The following is a 17,345-nucleotide window of genomic DNA, read 5'->3' as shown; positions in this document are numbered from 1 at the left end:
CGTCTATGTGGAAGAACAAAGCAGCGGCCACGACGGCCGCCGCACTCGCGCTGCTCCTGGCCGCAGCGCCGACGCTCCCCGCGTATGCTGTGACGGAGCAGGAGGCGAAGAGCTATGAACAGCAGGCACAGCAGAAAAAGCAGAAAAGCGATGAGATCCAGGGGCGCATCAACAATTTCTCCGAGGAAAAGCGCCAGCTCGACGAGGAGGCGGATCGCGCCATCGCCGAGCACAAGGAGGCGAAGGCCGCACTCGATGAGACGGAGCGCAGCATGAAGGAGAACGAGGCGCGGCTCGATGTGCTCGCGGGAGACTACGACAAGAAACGCACGCGCCTCGGCAAGCGCGTGCGCGATATCTATATCAACGGGCAGATCTCCTACCTTGACGTGCTCTTCGGCGCGAAGGACTTCGGCGACCTGCTCACGCGCATGGATCTATTGAAGCGCGTCGTGCGCGATGACTACGAGCTCGTGCATACGGTGCTCACAGAGCAGGCGGAGATCGAGCAGCGGCAGAAGCAGCTTGCGAGCGACCGCAGCACCCAAGCGGAGCAGGAGCAGAAGGCGCGCACGGCGCGCGAGATCATGGAGCAGAAGGTCGCGAAGCAACAGGCGCTCATCGAGAAGATGAAGAGCGACAAGGCTGTCTTTGACCAGCAGTACGACGAACTCATGGCGGCTTCGCGCCAGGTCGGCGAGATGATCCGCGGCAGTCATTATAATGTCCAGCCATCAGGCAGCGGCGCGATGATCTGGCCGATCTCGGGGCCCATCACCTCAGAGTTCGGCTGGCGCACGCATCCAATCACAGGCGATCAGCGGTTCCACAGCGGCCTCGATATCGGCGGCGAATACGGCCTGCCCGTGCACGCGGCGCAGAGCGGCACCGTGACGTACGCGGGGTGGATCTCCGGCTACGGCAATACGGTCATCATCGATCACGGCGGCGGCATCACGACCCTCTACGGTCACAATCAGTCGCTTGCGGTCGGCGAGGGCCAGGTAGTATCACAGGGGCAGGTCATCTCCTACTGCGGCTCGACGGGCAATTCCACGGGACCGCACTGCCATTTCGAGGTGCGTCAGAACGGCGAGCCCGTGAGCCCGTACGGCTATCTATGAGAAATCGCCAGGAGAGGGCGGCAGCCCGTACCTGGCACTAAGAGGATGAGGGAATGAGCAAGAAGAAAATCATGGCAGGCTGCCTCGCCGCGTTTCTCGCGGGCGGCATCGCTGCGGTCGGCGGCATTTGCTATCTCGTCGGTTTCCGCGCGGAACATATCGGCGACCTCGCGCGCTTTCTCGGCGCGCGCCGCTTCATCGAGAGCCGCTACGTCGGCGATGTCGATGATGAGAAACTCATGGACGGTGCCATCAGTGGCATGGTGCAGGCGCTCGGCGACCCGCACTCTATCTATCTCGACCCGGAGATGTACGGCCAGCTCATGAGCCAGACGGAGGGCAGCTTCGGCGGCATCGGCGTCTACATGGGCTTCAAGGACGGCAGCGTGAGCATCATTTCCGTCATGGAGGGGACGCCGGGAGAGAGCGCCGGACTCCGTGCGGGCGATGAGATCGTCGCCGTCGACGGCACGCCGGTCACGGAGTATCAGCCGGAGGAGGTCGCCATGCACATCCGCGGCGAGGTCGGCACGGATGTCACACTCACGATCCGCCGCGCGGGCGAGGAGGACAAGGACTACACGCTGACGCGCGGCTCCATCGAGATGAAGACCGTCGCGGGGAAAATGCTCGCGGACGGTATGGGCTACATCCGCATCGGCACCTTCTCCGAGCATACGGGCAGGGAGTTCGCGAGCGCGCTGCAGGAGCTCGAGGGGCAGGGCATGCAGGGGCTGATCCTTGACTTGCGAGAGAACCCCGGCGGCCTCATCAAGAGCTGTGTCGAAGTCGCGGACCACGTCGTGCCAAAGGGAACCGTCGTCTCCGTCATCGAAAAGAACGGCAAGAAGGAAACGTACGAGTCGGATCTCGCGGAGAGCAAATACCCCATCGTCGTGCTCATCGACGCCAACAGCGCGAGTGCGGCGGAAATCCTCGCGGGTGCGCTGCAAGATACGGGCGCAGCGACGCTCGTCGGCACGAAATCCTACGGCAAGGGCTCCGTGCAGGTCGTCGTGCCCATGCACCACGATGATGCGCTCAAGCTCACGATCGCGAAATACTACACGCCGAGCGGCCGCTGCATCGACGGCATCGGTATCGAGCCGGACGTCGAGGTCGCGCTGCCGCAGGATGCGACGAGCGATGTGCAGCTCGAGAAGGCGGAGGAAGTCCTGCGCGGCAAGCTCTGAGCTCTGGGCTGGGAGCGCGGACAGCAGGCTGCACAAGGGGGGCAGGCTGGATATTGTGCATGGAGCATGAATACGCCGCGTTTGAGGCGCGGCCGCTTTGTGCGTTGCCGCGGGTGGGCGCGCGGCGGCCTGTCATATTTGTTTTCTATTGATAGAGAAGAGGCGTTCCGCACGGGAAGACCGTGGCGGAACGCCTCTTTGCTGTCCTATGGTACGGGGGTGCGATGGCGGTTGTGCGCTGCGCCCGCCGCGCGCGGCTCAGGCGGCCTTATGCGGCTTGCCGTGCTCCTTGAGATAGGCGTCGATGCGGACACTGACGTTCTCCTGCAGGTTGCGGTAGAAGAAGCGGTAGTCGTAGATGTGGAAGATGCCATCGTCGTAGAGCTTGCCTGGGAAGTCTCCCGGGCCGATGTCCGTGCACTTGAGCGCGCCGCGCCGCGTGTCGATATAGGCGCCCGTGAGCGCGGGGATCTCGGTCTCGACCTTGCCCTCCGGGCTCACGAAGCAGGCGCCCTTGTTGAGCTCCTTGTCCGCGACGGTGCCGTCCGTGCGCCAGTTGAGCGGGTTGATCGCGAGCGCGTGGACGCCTTTCGGCAGGATCGGCGAGTCGGTGACATTTTCCGCCTCGCTGTTGAAGGCGACGATGACGCCCGTATCGTCCGCGCGGCCCGCGAAGCGCAGCTGCGGATAGCGCGCCATCTCCTCCGTCGTGATAGTCCAGCCAATCGCATAGGCGGCGATGAGGCGGCTCGTGACGCGCTCGTCGGCGGCATGCGCCTTGAGCAGGCGCAGTACATGGTCGGCGCCCTGTGAGAAGCCCGCGATGATGATGGGCCTTCCTTCATTATAATGCGCCATATAATAGTCGAAGGCATCCTCGACGTCCTCATGCGCGTCGCGCAGGCACTCCTCGCGGAACTCGTCGCCGAACGAATAGACCTCGAAGCCCGCCTGACGGTAGTACGGCGCAAAGAAACGGCTGTGCTTGTCGTAGATGCCCTTCTCCATGCGGATGACCTTCGCAAGCGCCGCCTTCTCCTTCTGATCGGAGAGGTCGAGGAAGTACGGCTCGTAGCGGCCGAGGCAGGCCGTCGGACTGATGAAGAAGACATCGGCGGGCGGGTTCTCCGCCTCGGCACCCGTGGTATCTGCGAGGAAGGCCCAGTTCTCCGCGTGGCTGTAGTCGACGGCTTTGCGCGGTACTTCATGAAATAAGCCCTTTACAGTATTGATGATTGTTTTGATGGGATTCAATAAGGAAATACGTTTCATTGGACTCACTCCATTCTATTTTATGTCTTGATTAGTATTATTCGACGCGATGTTCATCGTTCCTGCTTTTATGTGCGTAAAATATGGAGTTTTGATTGTGCACAGTGAACAAAGTTTGCAGTCAATGATTGTGACGCGTGCCGTTGTCCCCTGTGGGGGCCGGTGCTAGAATGACATTGTAATCAAAAGAAAACAGCAAGTCAAGAGCAAGGGCGCTCATATCCGACGAGGGTATGAGCGCTTTTTGTGCATGAGGTACAGTCTTATCAGAAGGGAGCTGGCGAGCATGGCAGAGCCGGGACGCATGTATATCGATGGCGCGTGGGTGCCGTCAAAGTCCGGCGTGACGCGGGACATCATCAACCCCGCCGACCAGTCGGTGATCGGAACAGTCTACGAGGGAGCGAAGGAAGATGTCGATGTAGCTGTCAAGGCGGCGCGTGAGGCATTCGACCATTCCTCCTGGCGCGAGATGAAAGCAGGGGAGCGGGCAGCACTCCTCTTCGCACTCGCCGATGCGCTCGAAGCTGAGGCAAAGGACTTCGCCCACCTCGAGGTGCTCGACAGCGGCAAGCCGCTCAGGGAGGCAGAGTGCGATGTGAGCGACGCGGCGAACTGCCTGCGCTACTACGCAGGCCTCGCGACGAAGCCCTACGGTGTCACCTACGATGTGCCGGAGGACATGCAGGCGCTCACGGTGCGCGAGCCAATCGGCGTCTGCGCGCAGATCGTTCCCTGGAACTATCCGCTGCTCATGGCGATGTGGAAGATGGCGCCGGCGCTCGCTGCCGGGAACACGGTCGTCTTCAAGCCAGCGGAGATCACGCCGCTTTCGACGATCAAGTTCTTCGGCCTCATGGAGAAGGTCGGCATCCCCAAGGGCGTGGCGAACCTCGTGCTCGGCGCGGGCGCGACGGTCGGCGCGGCGCTCAGCGAGCACCCGGACGTCGACAAGATTGCGTTCACAGGCGGCACGGTGACAGGCAAGAAGATCCTCGCCGCGTCTGTCGGCAACCTCAAGCGCGTCTCTTTGGAGCTTGGCGGCAAGTCGCCGAACATCGTCTTCGCCGATGCGGATTTCGAGACGGCCGTGGACTTCGCGCTCTTCGCGATTTTCGCCGGACAGGGGCAGATCTGCGCGGCGGGCTCGCGGCTGCTGCTCGAGAAGAGCATCGCGGAGAAGTTCATCGCCCGCCTCGTCGAACGTGCGAAGAAGATCAAAGTCGGGCCGGGTCTCATGCCTGGCGTCGAGATGGGGCCGCTCGTCTCGGAGCGCCAGATGGAGAAAGTCCTCCACTACATCGGTCTCGGCGTGCAGGAGGGCGCGACGCTCGCCTGCGGCGGCCACCGCATGGTGGAGGGAGACCTCGCGAAAGGATTCTTCGTCGAGCCGACGATCTTCACGGATACGACGGAGGATATGAGCATCGTCAAGGATGAGATTTTCGGTCCGGTGCTCGCGGTGCAGGTCTTCGAGGACGAGGCAGATGCGATCCGCATGGCGAACAATACGCGCTACGGCCTCGCCGGTGCCTGCTTCACGCAGGACGGCGCGAAGGCGATGCGCGTGATCAAGGCGCTGCGGGCAGGCATCACCTGGATCAACGGCTATCATTCCACGTACAACGAAGCGCCGTGGGGCGGCTACAAGGAGAGCGGCAACGGCGGCCGCGAGCTCGGCACCTACGGGTATGAGGAATACACGGAGGTCAAGCAGATCAACGTGAACTTGAATGTCGCGCCCATCGGCTGGTTCGAGGGCTGACGATATCAGATGGGGCGGGCCACCCCATTGGGGAGGTGAGGCCGATGCAGTAAATTGATTTTTGGCAATCATTCGAACTGTGTGTCATAGAGAGTAGGAGGAGGAGTGTAGAATGAGCAAAATAGATTTCAGCAAGTTTAACTACGGCAATGTCGCCGACCACATCGAGGAGCTCGAGGACATCGTCGGCAAGGAAAACGTCATGACGAGCATGCACGACCGCGCGATCCGCGCCGCGTCCTGCGCCCCGTTCCCGATGCAGCGCTGGGAGGATCACATCCCCGATGTCGTCGTCCTGCCGGGCAACACGGATGAAGTCTCCGAGGTCATGAAGCTCGCGAACAAGTACCGACTGCCCGTCGTGCCCCGCGGCGCTGGCTGCGGCCTCGCGGATGGCGCGTTCCCGCTCAACAAGGGCATTTGCCTCGATATGAAGCGCATGGCGGAGATCCTCGAGGTCGACGACATCAACCGCACGGTCACGGTGCAGCCGGGCGTCAATATGCAGGAGCTCAACAAAGTCCTCGCGAAAGTCGGCATGTATTATCCGGATGATCCCGCCTCCTACGGCACGGCCGTCATCGGCGGCCGCATCGGAACGAACGGCTGGAGCGTCGCGGGCGCAGGCTCCGGCCATCCCGCGAACCTCGTCTGCAGCATGGAGGTCGTCCTCCCCGACGGTCAGATCGTCCGCGTCGGCAAGGGCGGCTCGAAGAAATGCCGCAACTCCTCCGCCGGGTTCCGCATGCTCGAGCTCTTCTTCGGCCATCAGGGCACGCTCGGTGTCGTGACGGAGGCCGTGCTCGACTGCGCACCGAAACCGGAGGTCGAGTTCCCGTCCTACTTCGGCTTCCCCAGCTACGATGCGGCCTACAAGGCACTTTTCAAAATGGGTATTTCTGGCATCAAGTGTGCCGTCAACTATATCATGTTCGACGATGAGAAAATCGATTTCCTGCGCCGCGACGATGACGCGTTCATCCCCCTGCCGGAGACCGTCAAGTGCGTCGTCATGGCGACGTTCGCCGGCACGGAAGGCGAAGTCCTCGCGGCGCGCAAGAAGTCCCTTTCTATCATGAAGGCCGCGGGCGGCCACTACCTCGGCGAGGAACAGGCCTGGGGCGACTGGGCGACCCGCCACGACCGCTATCATCTCGCCGTGCACTGCCGCAACAAGGCAGGTCAGGTCGTCACGATGTCGTGGCACTGTGAGGATAACTGCATGATCCACAGCGAACTCCCCGAGTTCACGCACGGCCTGCACAAGATCGTCAAGAAGTACGTCGAGAAATACGACGGCATCTTCGATGACGCCGGCTGCTTCATCTACACGGGCGGTCCGTACCGTACCTGGGGCGACTATCTCGCCGAGGTCGATGTCTTCATCAATGAGCTCGCGATGACGCCGGAGCTCTGGGAGCGCTGGCTCGACATGAAGCGCGAGATCGCAGAACTCGCCGTAGAGCTCGGCGGCTCCATCTCCATCTGCCACGGCGCCTGCCGCGAGGGCGATATCGATGTCCTCATCGACAAGGAACTCGCAGACGGTCAGTTCGATCTCATGAAGCGGATCAAGAAGATGTTCGATCCGAATAACATCATGAACCCCGGAAAGTACAACCTGCATCTTGCCTACTGAGATGATTTGCATGATAGAAAGGGAGGGCTGGAAATGGAAATACTCAGCTATAAGGAATTCTACGATGAGCCGGTCAAAAAGGATGCGCCCATCTCGGACGAATTAACGAAGGATTGCTACAACGTCTTTGCCTGCCGCCATAAATTCTGCCGTGAGTGGTGTCCTGACTACGTCGAGGAGCGCAACGAGTCCTACACGTCCTACGGCGTGCACACCTCGACGCTGGCGCTCGCGCGCGGCAACGCAAGTCTCCCCGAGATGAAGAACGAGTTCATTCACTGCCTCGAGTGCGGCCAGTGCGAGCTCAAGTGCCCGAACACGATGTTCGGCGGCGATTTCTACCACTATGCGACGACGACCGTCGATCTCGTGCGCAAGATGCGCCGCGATCTCCACGCGCAGGGCATCGACTACGACGGGTTCGACGAGGTGCAGCAGGTCATCGATGAGCACCTCGCGCACGATGCAGGTCCCGATGAGGAGCTCACGAGCTGGTCTGTTGGCCTCGATCTGCCGTTCTCCGGCGAGACGATGATGTTCGTCGATTACTACAATGCGTTCCAGACGCGCGAAGTGCCGATCGCTGCGGCGAAGATCCTCAAGGCAGCCGGAGTGGAATTCGGCATCCTCAAGCATCCGCACGTCACGACGGGCGAGCTTTACGAGACGGATGAGGACAAATGGGTTGAGGCGGCAAAGAAGAACGTTGCCGACCTCAAAGCCGCTGGTGCCAAGACGGTCATCCTCGTCAACCCGCATGAGTACTCCTACTTCATCAAGGAGTATCCGCGCTACTGCGGCACGCTGCCGTTCGAGGTTGTCTACATCACGGACTACGTCAACGACCTCATCAAGGCGGATAAGATCGCGTTCGTGAAGCCGTACAATAAGAATGTCACGTACCATGATCCGTGCAGCCTCAACAAGCTTTGCGGCAATTACCAGGCGCCGCGCGAGATCATCGCGGCCCTGCCTGGCACGCACGCTGATATCGAGAAGCCGATTCTCCAGTGGAAGTACTGCTGCGGCAACGGCGTCTCCGGCGCGTTCCGCAAGGCGCTGCCGGATATCGCCTACAAGATCGGCGTGCGCCGCCTGCGCCACGCGAACGATGTCGGCGCCGAGGTGCTGCTGCTCGCGTGCCCGCACTGCAAGGACATGTTCGCCGAGACGAAGACGAAGTCCGGCATCAACATCGAGCCGGTGCACATCCTGGAAGTCGTCGCTTACTGCATGGGAATCGAGGTGTGAGAAATGGCTGAGAAGGTTGTAAAGAAAGACGGTTACTACGAAGTCGAGCCTTGGCGGATGACGGAGTATCTCCATCAGCACACGGTGAATGACGAGGCGATTAAGAAGATGCATCAGGATCGCATGCTCTATCTCACGTGGATGCACGAGCAGGAAGCCTGCCGCTGCCTGCCGGGCTACACGAAAGAAGAGCTTGAGAGCTGAGGCAGCTTTTGCGAGCCGTTTCTGGCGGCTCATGTGAGAAAAGCCGGGAAATGCCGGGAGATGCAGAGATGAGGCGTACATCTCCCGGCGTTTCTGTATATAGGAGGTGTCTGGCATGCACATTGTTGTTTGTGTGAAACATGTCGTGGACAGCACGGAGATCCATGTCGACAAGAAGACGAACGAGCTCGTGCTGCGCGGTCTTTCCACGAAGATCAACGACTACGATAAAAACGCCGTCGAGGAGGCGGTGAAGCTCAAGAAGGAGCTCGGAGCGACGGTCTCGCTCATCTCCATCGGACCGCGCGACGCGGTCAAAACACTCAAGGAGGCGCTCGCGATGGGCGCAGATAACGCCTATCTGCTCACGGTCTCCCCGCGCCAGCAGCTCGATACGGCGCAGGTCTCGCTGATTCTCTCGAAGATGGTCGAGAAACTCGCTCCCGTCGATCTCGTCCTCTGCGGCGAGGTCTCCGAGGATGGCTACAACAGCCAGACGGGCGCACGCGTCGCCGCGCGCCTCGACCTGCCTGCGGTCAGCTATGTCACGGCGCTCCAGGCGACCGAAGGCGGCTATGAGGCGGTGAGCACGCTTGAGGATACGGCTGAGACGGTCAAAGGCCCGCTGCCGGCCCTGCTCACGGTGAGCAGCGCCATCAACGTGCCGCGCCTGCCGACCGCCATCCAGATCATGAAGGTCCGCTCCGACCGCATCAAGCAGTGGAAGCTCAAGGATCTCGGCCTCGAGGACAGCGTGCTCGAGATGCCGGCCGTCACGATGCTCGGCTACGAGATTCCCGAGCAGGAGCGCAAGAACATCATGATCGACGGCACGCCTGCCGAGGCCGCGAAGACGCTTGTGAAGTATCTGGAGGAAGAGAAGGTGATGAACTGATGGGCGCATATAAAGTATTGATCTACGCGGCAGCAGAAGAGACGGCAGGCCGTCTCGCTGCGCTCGCAGCTCCCCTCGCAGAGGGCAGCATCGTTTATCTGAAGGCGGGAAGCGCTTTCCCGGAGCAGGAGGCGGCGGCCGTGAAGGCAGCCGCGGAAGCGGCAGGCGCTGCGGTGCTCATCGCACCGGCGTCGAAGAAGGGCAACGAGGTCATGGCGCGCGCCGCGCAGCTCATCGATACGGGCTGCGTCACCGAGGCGCTCTCGCTCGCCGCGCAGGATGGCAAGCTCACGGCGAAGCGCGCGATCTACGGCGGCATCGCCGTGGGGAATTTCGCCTTCGAGACGGAGACGGCCGTGCTCACGGTCGCGCTCTCCGCGCTCGCGGGCGTAGAGACGGCCGGGAGCTTCGAGGCCGCGGCCGCGCCCGCGGCTGCCGCCGCGCCAAGCAAGGAGCTCGTGAAGACGGAGCCGCTCGCGAAGACCGTCGACCTCACGAAGGCGAAGCGCATCGTCTCCTTCGGGCGCGGCGTCGCCAAGAAGGAAGACATCAGCGCTGTCGAGGCGCTTGCCGCGAAGCTCGGCGCGGAGATCGGCTGCTCGCGGCCCATCGCTGAGGAGCTCAAGTGGCTGCCGCAGGAGCATCAGGTCGGCATCACGGGCGCGCTCGTCAAGCCGGATCTCTACATCGCGCTCGGCATTTCTGGCGCGATTCAGCACTTCGCCGGCATGAAGGATTCCAAGATTATCGTGGCGGTGAACAACAATAAGAAGGCGCCGATTTTCCAATTCGCGGACTACGGCATCGTCGGCGACCTCTATGAGGTCCTGCCGGCGCTTGAGGAAGCCATCGGCGACTGAAAGGAACTAGGAGGGCGGTGAGCAGAATGGATGCAGTAAGGGAATTTTTGCCATTCATGCCAAAGGCCGCGGGCGCAGTCATTTATCCGCTGTCGCTCGTCTTCATCGGCGTGATGGCCTACGGATTTTATCGGCGCTTCCTGCGCTACGGCATCCGCCCACAGGCGGCGCTTGCCGAGCTTGTGGCGGATGCGAAGGAGACGGGCATGGCGCGCCTCAGGAACGTGGTGTCCCTGGGTCTCCTGCACAAGAAGATCACGCGCCGTCCCTTTGCGGGGGCGTTCCACTGGTTCATCTACGGAGGCATGCTCCTCCTTACGCTCGGTACGATGACCGTGGCGCTCCAGCAGGACCTCCTCTCGCATATCGGTGTGACGGTCCTCAAAAACGGCACCTACTTCTTCTTCGAATTCGCACTCGATACGGCGGCGCTCTTCTTCGTGGCGGGCTGCCTCATGGCGCTCGGACGCCGGTTGCTCGCGAAGCCTGACTACCTCGAGAACACGCGCGACGCAGTTCCCGTGCTGCTCCTGCTCCTGTTCCTCGGCGTGAGCGGCCTCTTGCTCGAGGGCATGCGCCTCGCGGCGCATCCCGTCGCCTGGGGCGGCTACTCCTATGTCGGCAGCATCTTTGCGGCATTCGTGCCGGCGGCTGCCGTGCCATCTGCCTATCCGGTGCTCTGGTGGGTGCATCTCTTCGCGGCGCTCACGATGCTCGCCATCGTGCCGTTTACGAAGCTCTTCCACATTGTCGCGATCCCCGTGCATCTCTTTCTCGAAACGATTGGCGTGCCGAAGGCGAAGCTCTCCATGCCTTTTAACCTCATGGAGATGGCGGAGGACGATGACGCCGAGCCGCAGATGGGCATCGCGACAGTGAAAGACCTTGACTGGAAGCGCTGCCTCGAGCTCGACGCCTGCATCAACTGCGGACGCTGTGAGCGCGTCTGCCCCGCGCACGTCGCTGGACGTGAGCTCTCGCCGCGCCTGCTCGTGCAGGGACTCAAGAAGACGCTCCAGGCGCCGCCGGTGTCCCTCGGCATGAAAAGGGCGGAGGCAAGTGATTTCGTTCTCGATGAGGACAGCGTCGAGGAAGGAGAGGGCGCCGACGTCTTCACGGATGGCGTAATCACGGAGAATGCCGCCTGGTCCTGCCTGAACTGCGGTGCCTGCATGGAGGAGTGTCCTGCCTCCATCCATCATGTCGAGTACACGCTCGATCTCAGGCGCCATCTCTTCTCCAAGGGAGAGATCATGGACAAGCAGGCAGCGTTGCTCTCTGCGGTCGAACGCAATGGCAATCCCTACGCCATGCCGTCCTATGAGCGCATGGAGTGGCTGCTCGATGATGGGATTCCCGACATCGAGGACAATCCGGATGCTGACTATATCTTCTGGGTCGGCTGCGCGGGTGCCTATGGTCAGCGCAACCAGGAAGTTACGCGCGCTATCATCCGCGTGCTTCAGGCAGCTGGCGTGAACTTCGCCATCCTCGCGGAGGAGAAATGCTGCGGCGAGGTCGTCAAACGCCTCGGCGAGGAGGGCAGGTTCCAGCTGCTCGCGATGGAGAATGTCCAGTATCTCGAACCCTATGCGGATAAGACGTTCATCACGGCGTGCCCGCATTGCTACAACACGCTCTTGCATGAGTACAAGGACTTCGGTCTCGAGCTCAAGGTCATCCACCACACGGAGCTCCTCGCGCAGCTCGTGCAGGAGGGCAAGCTGCCGCTGGCCGCCAAGGACGCGAAGCTCGCGCACATCGCCTATCACGATCCCTGCAATCTCGGCAGGATGAACGGCATCTACGATGCACCGCGCACGGTCATAGAGAAGCTGCCGGGCGCCTCCCTCGTCGAGCCGGAAAAGTGCCGGGATACGAGCTTCTGCTGCGGCGCGGGCGGCGGCAACGCCTGGTTCAATGTGCCGGAGAAGGAGAAGGTCAGCTCGCTGCGCCTGCGCGAGATCAAGGAGAGCGCGCATCCTGATGTGCTCGCCGTCGCCTGCCCGTACTGCCTCGCGATGTTTGATGACGCCGTGAAGACGGAAGGCATGGAGAAAGAGCTTGCCGTCAAAGACATCGCCGAGCTGATCGCTGATTGCCTTTCTGCCGACAAAACAGAGGAAAGTGATGGAGAAATGTTAACAGCGTCCTCTTGATAAATACACATATTGTTTATCGTACACAATCATCGCCCTGTTTTTTGTTCAATCGGCTCATTGTTGTATGAAAGAAGCTGTGCTATACTTCATTCATACGATAGAGATGAGGCGATGAGGCCTCCATGGACCCGTTGGTCCATGGAGGCCTTTTGTTTTCTCAAGAACTTCGTATCGCATTTATTTTTCTTTTGGGATTGGAGGGCTTTATCATGAGTGATCTACTACTTCGTCCACCGGTGGGGAGCGAATCCGTGGGTTCTCCCGCTGGTGCGCCTGCCGTGGAATCAACGATTCATGGTCATGTCAACACGCTGAAGCGGTCGCTTTCCTGGATCGATGTCTTCTTCATCGCCAGCGGCGTTCCCGCGCTCGTGCTGTTTTCCGTCGGAGCCCTCGCTGACCAGGTTGGTACGCCGGCTTGCCTCATCTGGGCGCTCTCTGTGACGATGGGCTTCTTCCAGGCGTTCACGTACGCCGAGATTTCCGGCCTCTTCCCGAATAAGTCGGGCGGCGCCTCCGTCTACGGCTCCATCGGCTGGCTGCCGTACAGCAAGTTCATCGCGCCGCTCTCCGTCTGGTGCAACTGGATCGCCTGGACGCCGATCCTCGCGATCGGCACGGGGCTCATGGCAGGCTACCTGCTCACGAGCATCTTCCCGGCGGACTCCGCCGTCATGACGTGGCAGTACACGATTGCCGACCTCAGCTGGGCCATCGACGGTCTGACGCTCCGGCTGAACGCGACATTCTTCCTCGGAGCGTTCATCCTCATCAGCATTTTCACCGCGCAGTACTTCGGCATCTCGAAGGCCGCGAAGATCACGATGATCCTCTCGATGGCCGGCCTGCTGCCGCTCCTGCTCTGCTCCGTCGGGCCGCTCCTCGCGGGCGACGTCGATATGGCGAACTTCCAGCCGTTCGTCCCGCTGAATGGCGCCTGGGACTTTGAAGGGATCGGCATCTTCCTCAGCGGCATGTATGTCGCCGCCTGGTCCACCTACGCGTTCGAGACCTGCGTCTGCTACACGAGCGAGTTCAAGCATCCGAAGACGGATGTCATCAAGTCGCTCGTCTTCTCCGGCCTGCTCTGCATCCTCATGTTCTCCATCGTGCCGTTCGTCTTCGAGGGCTCCCTCGGGCTCGACGGGCTGCGCGCGCCGGAAATCGTCGCCGGCTCGGGCGTGGCCCGCGCGCTCGGCGACCTGCTCCACGGCGGCGCGACGCTCACGAACTTCATCGTCGTCATGCTCTTGCTCTCCATCGCGCTCGCCGTCATGACGTCGATGGCAGGCTCGTCTCGCACGCTCTATCAGGCGAGCGTCGACGGCTGGCTGCCGCGCTACCTCACGAAGGTCAACAAGCACGGCTCGCCGATCTACGCGATGCTCACGGATCTCTCGTTCAATCTCATCCTGCTCATGATGTCTGACTATATGGTCGTGCTCCTCGCCTCGAACTGCGGCTACATCCTCTTCAACTGGCTCAATCTCCAGTCCGGCTGGATTCATCGCATCGACCGCGCCGACGCCCTGCGTCCGTTCCGCGCGCCGACCGTGCTTCTCGGCTTCAACGTGCTTCTGAGCTTCTGCAATCTCGCGTTCCTCGGCGTTGCCGCAGCGAAGATCAGCACGACGAACATCGTCATCGGCCTCATCATCTGCGCGATGATCCTGCCCGTCTTCTGCTTCCGCCATTACATCCAGGACAAAGGCGTCTTCCCCGCGAGCACGCTCGAGGCGGAGGAGAACGGCGCCGCGCTCAAGAAGTGCGGCATGCTTCCCTATTTCGCGATCCTCTGCGGCGTCTGCACGGTGCTCGGCTTCTATCACCTGTTCAGCTGACAGGGCAGGCACGATTTCATAGGCACATCGCCCCTCTCTTGAGGGCTGTGCCTATTCCGTGCGTTATTGCGTGTGAAAGTCGTGCGTCCGATGGCTGATTTTTGATATGCGGACAGCAGGATGGTTTTTCGGGGAGGTGAGCTTCTTGTCGTTACAGATTCAGAAGATTTACCAGGAAACGGCGAAAACATATCAGATCCACAAGCTCACAGGCGACTCCGGGCTCACGCGGGAATGCTCGTGGGTGCAGCTTTGCGAGGACATCGACACGGTCAAATTCCTGCGCGGCGGCGAGCTCGTCATCACGACGGGGCTCATGTGCGAGCGCCGGGAGGGGTGGCTGCAAGCGTTCATCGAGCAGCTCGTGCGCTACCGCGCGAGCGGCCTCATCCTCAACATCGGCAAATATCTGACGGAGCAGGACATCTCCGAAAACGTGCTCGCGTACTGCGCGCAGAAGGATTTCGCGCTCTTCACGATCCCCTGGCACATCCGCTTCGCCGACATCGTGCAGGACTACGGCAAGCGCCTGCTGCTCGCGCAGCAGAACCAGCTGAACTTCGAGATGCTCGTGCGCGGCGTCATCTCCTCGAGCTGCCAGAAAGACGACTACCTGCAGGCGCTGAGCGGCGGCATGTATCCGCATACGGCGTTCCGGCTCAAGCTCTACGAGTTGCGCCGGGAGACCATCCAGGAAAGCGAGAAGCAATTCATCGTCGCGAGCTGGAAACGCATGCTCAACCATCTGCGCCGTCCGTATCTGCTCTTCTTCCAGCAGAATTATCTGCTGCTCATCATCTTCCACAAGAACCCGGAGGAGAGTTTCGCGGTCTCGGAGAAACTGCTCGCGGCCCTGCCGAAGGAGGCCGCGCCGCAGTTCTGCGGCGAGAGCCAGATCCACATGGAGTACGCGGGGCTCACGGAGGCCTACCAGCAGGCGGAGGCGGCGCTCGAGGTCGCGCGCCTCACGGAAAAGCCGGTCATGCAGTTCGACGACATCGGCGTCTACAGCGTCTTTTTCGCGCTCAAGGACATGCGCACGCTGCGCAAGCTCTACGAGTCGCTGCTCGTGCCGCTTCTCCGCTACGATGAGCAGCACAACGCGCAGCTCGCGCCGACGCTGCGCTACTATCTCTTCCACATGAACAGCCTGCAGGAGACGGCGCGCGCCATGTACGCGCACCGCAACACCGTGAGCTACCGCATCAACAAGATCAAGGAAATCACCGGCGCGGACTTCGACGACGCCGTCGTCTGCTTCGACTACATGCTCGCGTATTACGTTGGTGATTACTTCAAGATGAAAGACATTGTCGAGAAACAGGAATGATGCTGTTTGCTGATAGTGGTGCTGCTGAATGACAGAAGGGGCGGGAGCCTCTTTTTTATTTGTCGTCAACGGGAAGGATTTCCCTTTCCGCAGGGCGAACTATGCAAGTAGTTGCCTGAAAAATGCCGGAAGTATCGGGCAGCGGGAAGATCGCCTGCTCGCCGAGGCAGGCGCTTTGAGGAACCACTGATTAATTCGGCACTCCGTCTTCACGCGTCTGCGTTGTCCTCCAGTCGCCCTACAATCCTCAGCACAAAACGCGATGGAGCGTTTTGCCGCTACGCCTCCGGTTTGTCTCCTAGAGAGATACAGCGCATCCGCGCAAATCCGGAGCACCTCATTTAATCAGCGGTTCCTTAAAAATGTTATGTGCCATTGCCAGCAGGATGGTTTCTGCCTCTACGTTGACATGCCCTTTTGTCAGGAAACGACGGTAGTTCCTGTCAGCCTTGACATCGGCAAAAGCTCCCTCTGCTTGGATGCTGCGGTTGACACGCACCTCAATGCCATGTTCGCTCGTGATACGCGCCAGGTCTTCTTGCCGTTCCTGCTGGAAAACCTTGGCCACCTCGAAATGTTTCGTGCGCTCATCAAGCGGCTGCTTGCTGTGGTTGCCATGGATGCAGTCCGCCTTGCGCGGGCAGTCCTTGCAGCTTTTGCAGGTGTAGCAGGTCTTCTCGCTGACAAAACCAGTCCGGCTTTTTGCATGACGGATGCCGCTGACCACCAGCTTGCGGCCTTCGCTGCACAGGTAGACATCTTTTTCAAAGCACTCTTCCGGGGCGCTGTAGCCGAGGATCTTTCTCGGAAGGGTGTTCGCCCATTCCTCGACACGAGCGATGTGCCCAGCCGGATAGTCCTCCATCCGCTTTCCCTTTGGGAGGAAGCGGCGGAACAGCCCGTTGTGGTTCTCGTTCGTCCCCTTCTCGCAGGAGCAATAGGGATGAGCGTAGTACACGCGCACGGCGTTCATCTCTTCCAGTTCGGAGAGGCGTGCGAACTCGCTGCCGTTGTCGGTGGTGAGTGTCCGGAACACCTGATTGAAGCAGTCCTTGAACATCTCTTCCTGCCGGAGCTTGCGGAAAGCTTCGAGGACGGTGGTGCTCTCCTTGTTGCGGAGCTTCCGGAGTATGGCTCTGCGGGTCTTCCGTTCGACCAGGGTCAGGAGCACCTCGTCCTTCGATCGTGCGCCGAGCACCAGGTCGCACTCCCAGTGCCCGAACTCCTGCCGCTCTTCGATAGAAGGATCGCGTTCCTCGATGCTGCGTCCCAGCTTCTTCTTACGCTCCTGCGTATGCTTCTTCTTGTTCTTGCGCCTGACGCGCAGAGGGAGGTCGATGCTCTTGATCTTCCCGAGAAGCCCATGGTGACGTAGTTGTATAGGGTCTTGGTGCAGACAATGTCCTCGCGTCCGAAGAGACCTTCGGCGAGAGCACGGCCGACGCAGGCATCGAGCGACCAGTGATTTTCCTGGAATCTCTTGTCGACATAGTCGAGGAATCGTCCCTTGCGGAGAGCATCGCACTTGCGTCCGCAGTTCTTGCGGTTCGCATCGTAGGCCGCCTGTCCGTCCTCAGCACGGTAGCGTTCCACCTTGCCGTTGTAGAGGAGGACATTGCCTCACCGCACTTCGTTTCGTACGGTGTTGACAGCGCAGCCAAGCTCGCGGGCAATCCTCCGAAGCGACCACTTGTCCTTCCGACGGGTCTGTATGATGACGCGTTCCGCAAATGTCAGGTGCGCCCATTTCCTGCGGGGCATATCAGTGGTAGACTGTAGACGATCCATAGCGGCCTCCTTCGTAGATGC

General features: G+C 60.8%; 13 protein-coding genes and 1 pseudogene. 11 read left to right on the top strand and 3 right to left on the bottom strand.

Annotated elements, in window-relative coordinates:
* Positions 1-5: 5 nt before the first annotated feature.
* Together F599_RS0102365 and F599_RS0102360 are read left to right on the top strand one after the other, a co-directional pair.
* On the top strand, positions 6-1,124 hold the full coding sequence (locus F599_RS0102365) for a murein hydrolase activator EnvC family protein (RefSeq protein ID WP_019541928.1): 1,119 nt from the start codon (positions 6-8) through the stop codon (positions 1,122-1,124).
* A 53-nt stretch (positions 1,125-1,177) separates the two neighbouring features.
* Positions 1,178-2,317 carry a S41 family peptidase gene (locus tag F599_RS0102360; protein WP_019541927.1) on the top strand — a complete coding sequence of 380 codons (1,140 nt, stop codon included), beginning with the start codon at positions 1,178-1,180 and terminating at the stop codon, positions 2,315-2,317.
* 258 nt (positions 2,318-2,575) lie between these two features.
* Here F599_RS0102360 and F599_RS0102355 read toward each other — a convergent pair whose 3' ends face one another.
* Entirely contained in the window at positions 2,576-3,589 is a 1,014-nt protein-coding gene (locus F599_RS0102355; RefSeq protein ID WP_019541926.1) for a DUF3089 domain-containing protein, read from the bottom strand.
* 286 nt (positions 3,590-3,875) lie between these two features.
* On the opposite strand from F599_RS0102355, the gene F599_RS0102350 reads away from it, so the two are divergent.
* The 9 genes from F599_RS0102350 to F599_RS0102310 all read left to right on the top strand — a co-directional run bounded on the left by F599_RS0102350 (position 3,876) and on the right by F599_RS0102310 (position 15,536).
* Positions 3,876-5,354, top strand: a complete 1,479-nt coding sequence (locus tag F599_RS0102350; protein WP_019541925.1) for an aldehyde dehydrogenase family protein — start codon at positions 3,876-3,878, stop codon at positions 5,352-5,354.
* Between the two features lie 112 nt (positions 5,355-5,466).
* The gene (locus F599_RS0102345) at positions 5,467-6,993 is read left to right on the top strand and encodes an FAD-binding oxidoreductase (protein ID WP_019541924.1); all 1,527 of its coding nucleotides are present in this window, start codon (positions 5,467-5,469) and stop codon (positions 6,991-6,993) included.
* Positions 6,994-7,026: 33 nt separating this feature from the next.
* Positions 7,027-8,244 (top strand): (Fe-S)-binding protein, encoded by a 1,218-nt coding sequence (locus F599_RS0102340; protein ID WP_019541923.1) that lies wholly within the window; start codon positions 7,027-7,029, stop codon positions 8,242-8,244.
* A 3-nt stretch (positions 8,245-8,247) separates the two neighbouring features.
* Positions 8,248-8,448: a hypothetical protein gene (locus tag F599_RS15465; RefSeq protein WP_019541922.1), complete on the top strand. Its 201-nt coding sequence runs from the start codon at positions 8,248-8,250 to the stop codon at positions 8,446-8,448.
* Positions 8,449-8,563: 115 nt separating this feature from the next.
* The gene (locus F599_RS13420; RefSeq protein ID WP_019541921.1) at positions 8,564-9,343 is read left to right on the top strand and encodes an electron transfer flavoprotein subunit beta/FixA family protein; all 780 of its coding nucleotides are present in this window, start codon (positions 8,564-8,566) and stop codon (positions 9,341-9,343) included.
* Positions 9,343-10,203: an electron transfer flavoprotein subunit alpha/FixB family protein gene (locus F599_RS13415; RefSeq protein WP_019541920.1), complete on the top strand. Its 861-nt coding sequence runs from the start codon at positions 9,343-9,345 to the stop codon at positions 10,201-10,203. The genes F599_RS13420 and F599_RS13415 overlap by 1 nt, the downstream gene beginning before the upstream one ends.
* 26 nt (positions 10,204-10,229) lie before the next feature.
* Positions 10,230-12,362, top strand: a complete 2,133-nt coding sequence (locus F599_RS0102320; protein ID WP_081626300.1) for a (Fe-S)-binding protein — start codon at positions 10,230-10,232, stop codon at positions 12,360-12,362.
* Between the two features lie 212 nt (positions 12,363-12,574).
* The gene (locus F599_RS0102315) at positions 12,575-14,206 is read left to right on the top strand and encodes a trimethylamine N-oxide permease (protein WP_081626299.1); all 1,632 of its coding nucleotides are present in this window, start codon (positions 12,575-12,577) and stop codon (positions 14,204-14,206) included.
* A gap of 145 nt (positions 14,207-14,351) precedes the next feature.
* Complete coding sequence (locus tag F599_RS0102310; RefSeq protein WP_019541917.1) at positions 14,352-15,536, top strand: PucR family transcriptional regulator; 1,185 nt, start codon at positions 14,352-14,354, stop codon at positions 15,534-15,536.
* A 337-nt stretch (positions 15,537-15,873) separates the two neighbouring features.
* On the opposite strand, the gene F599_RS15970 is transcribed toward F599_RS0102310, so the two are convergent.
* Both F599_RS15970 and F599_RS15325 read right to left on the bottom strand, forming a co-directional pair.
* A complete protein-coding gene (locus F599_RS15970) occupies positions 15,874-16,263 on the bottom strand; it encodes a transposase (protein WP_244869322.1) in 390 nt (129 codons plus the stop codon).
* A gap of 27 nt (positions 16,264-16,290) precedes the next feature.
* Positions 16,291-17,324 (bottom strand): annotated as a pseudogene (locus tag F599_RS15325) (IS30 family transposase); the annotation flags it as partial.
* Between the last annotated feature and the right edge of the window lie 21 nt (positions 17,325-17,345).

This window comes from Selenomonas bovis DSM 23594 (genome assembly GCF_000381005.1).
GTDB lineage: Bacteria > Bacillota > Negativicutes > Selenomonadales > Selenomonadaceae > Selenomonas_C > Selenomonas_C bovis.
The sequence above is the reverse complement of the archived record's forward strand: the minus strand, read 5'-3'. Positions and strand labels throughout refer to the sequence as shown.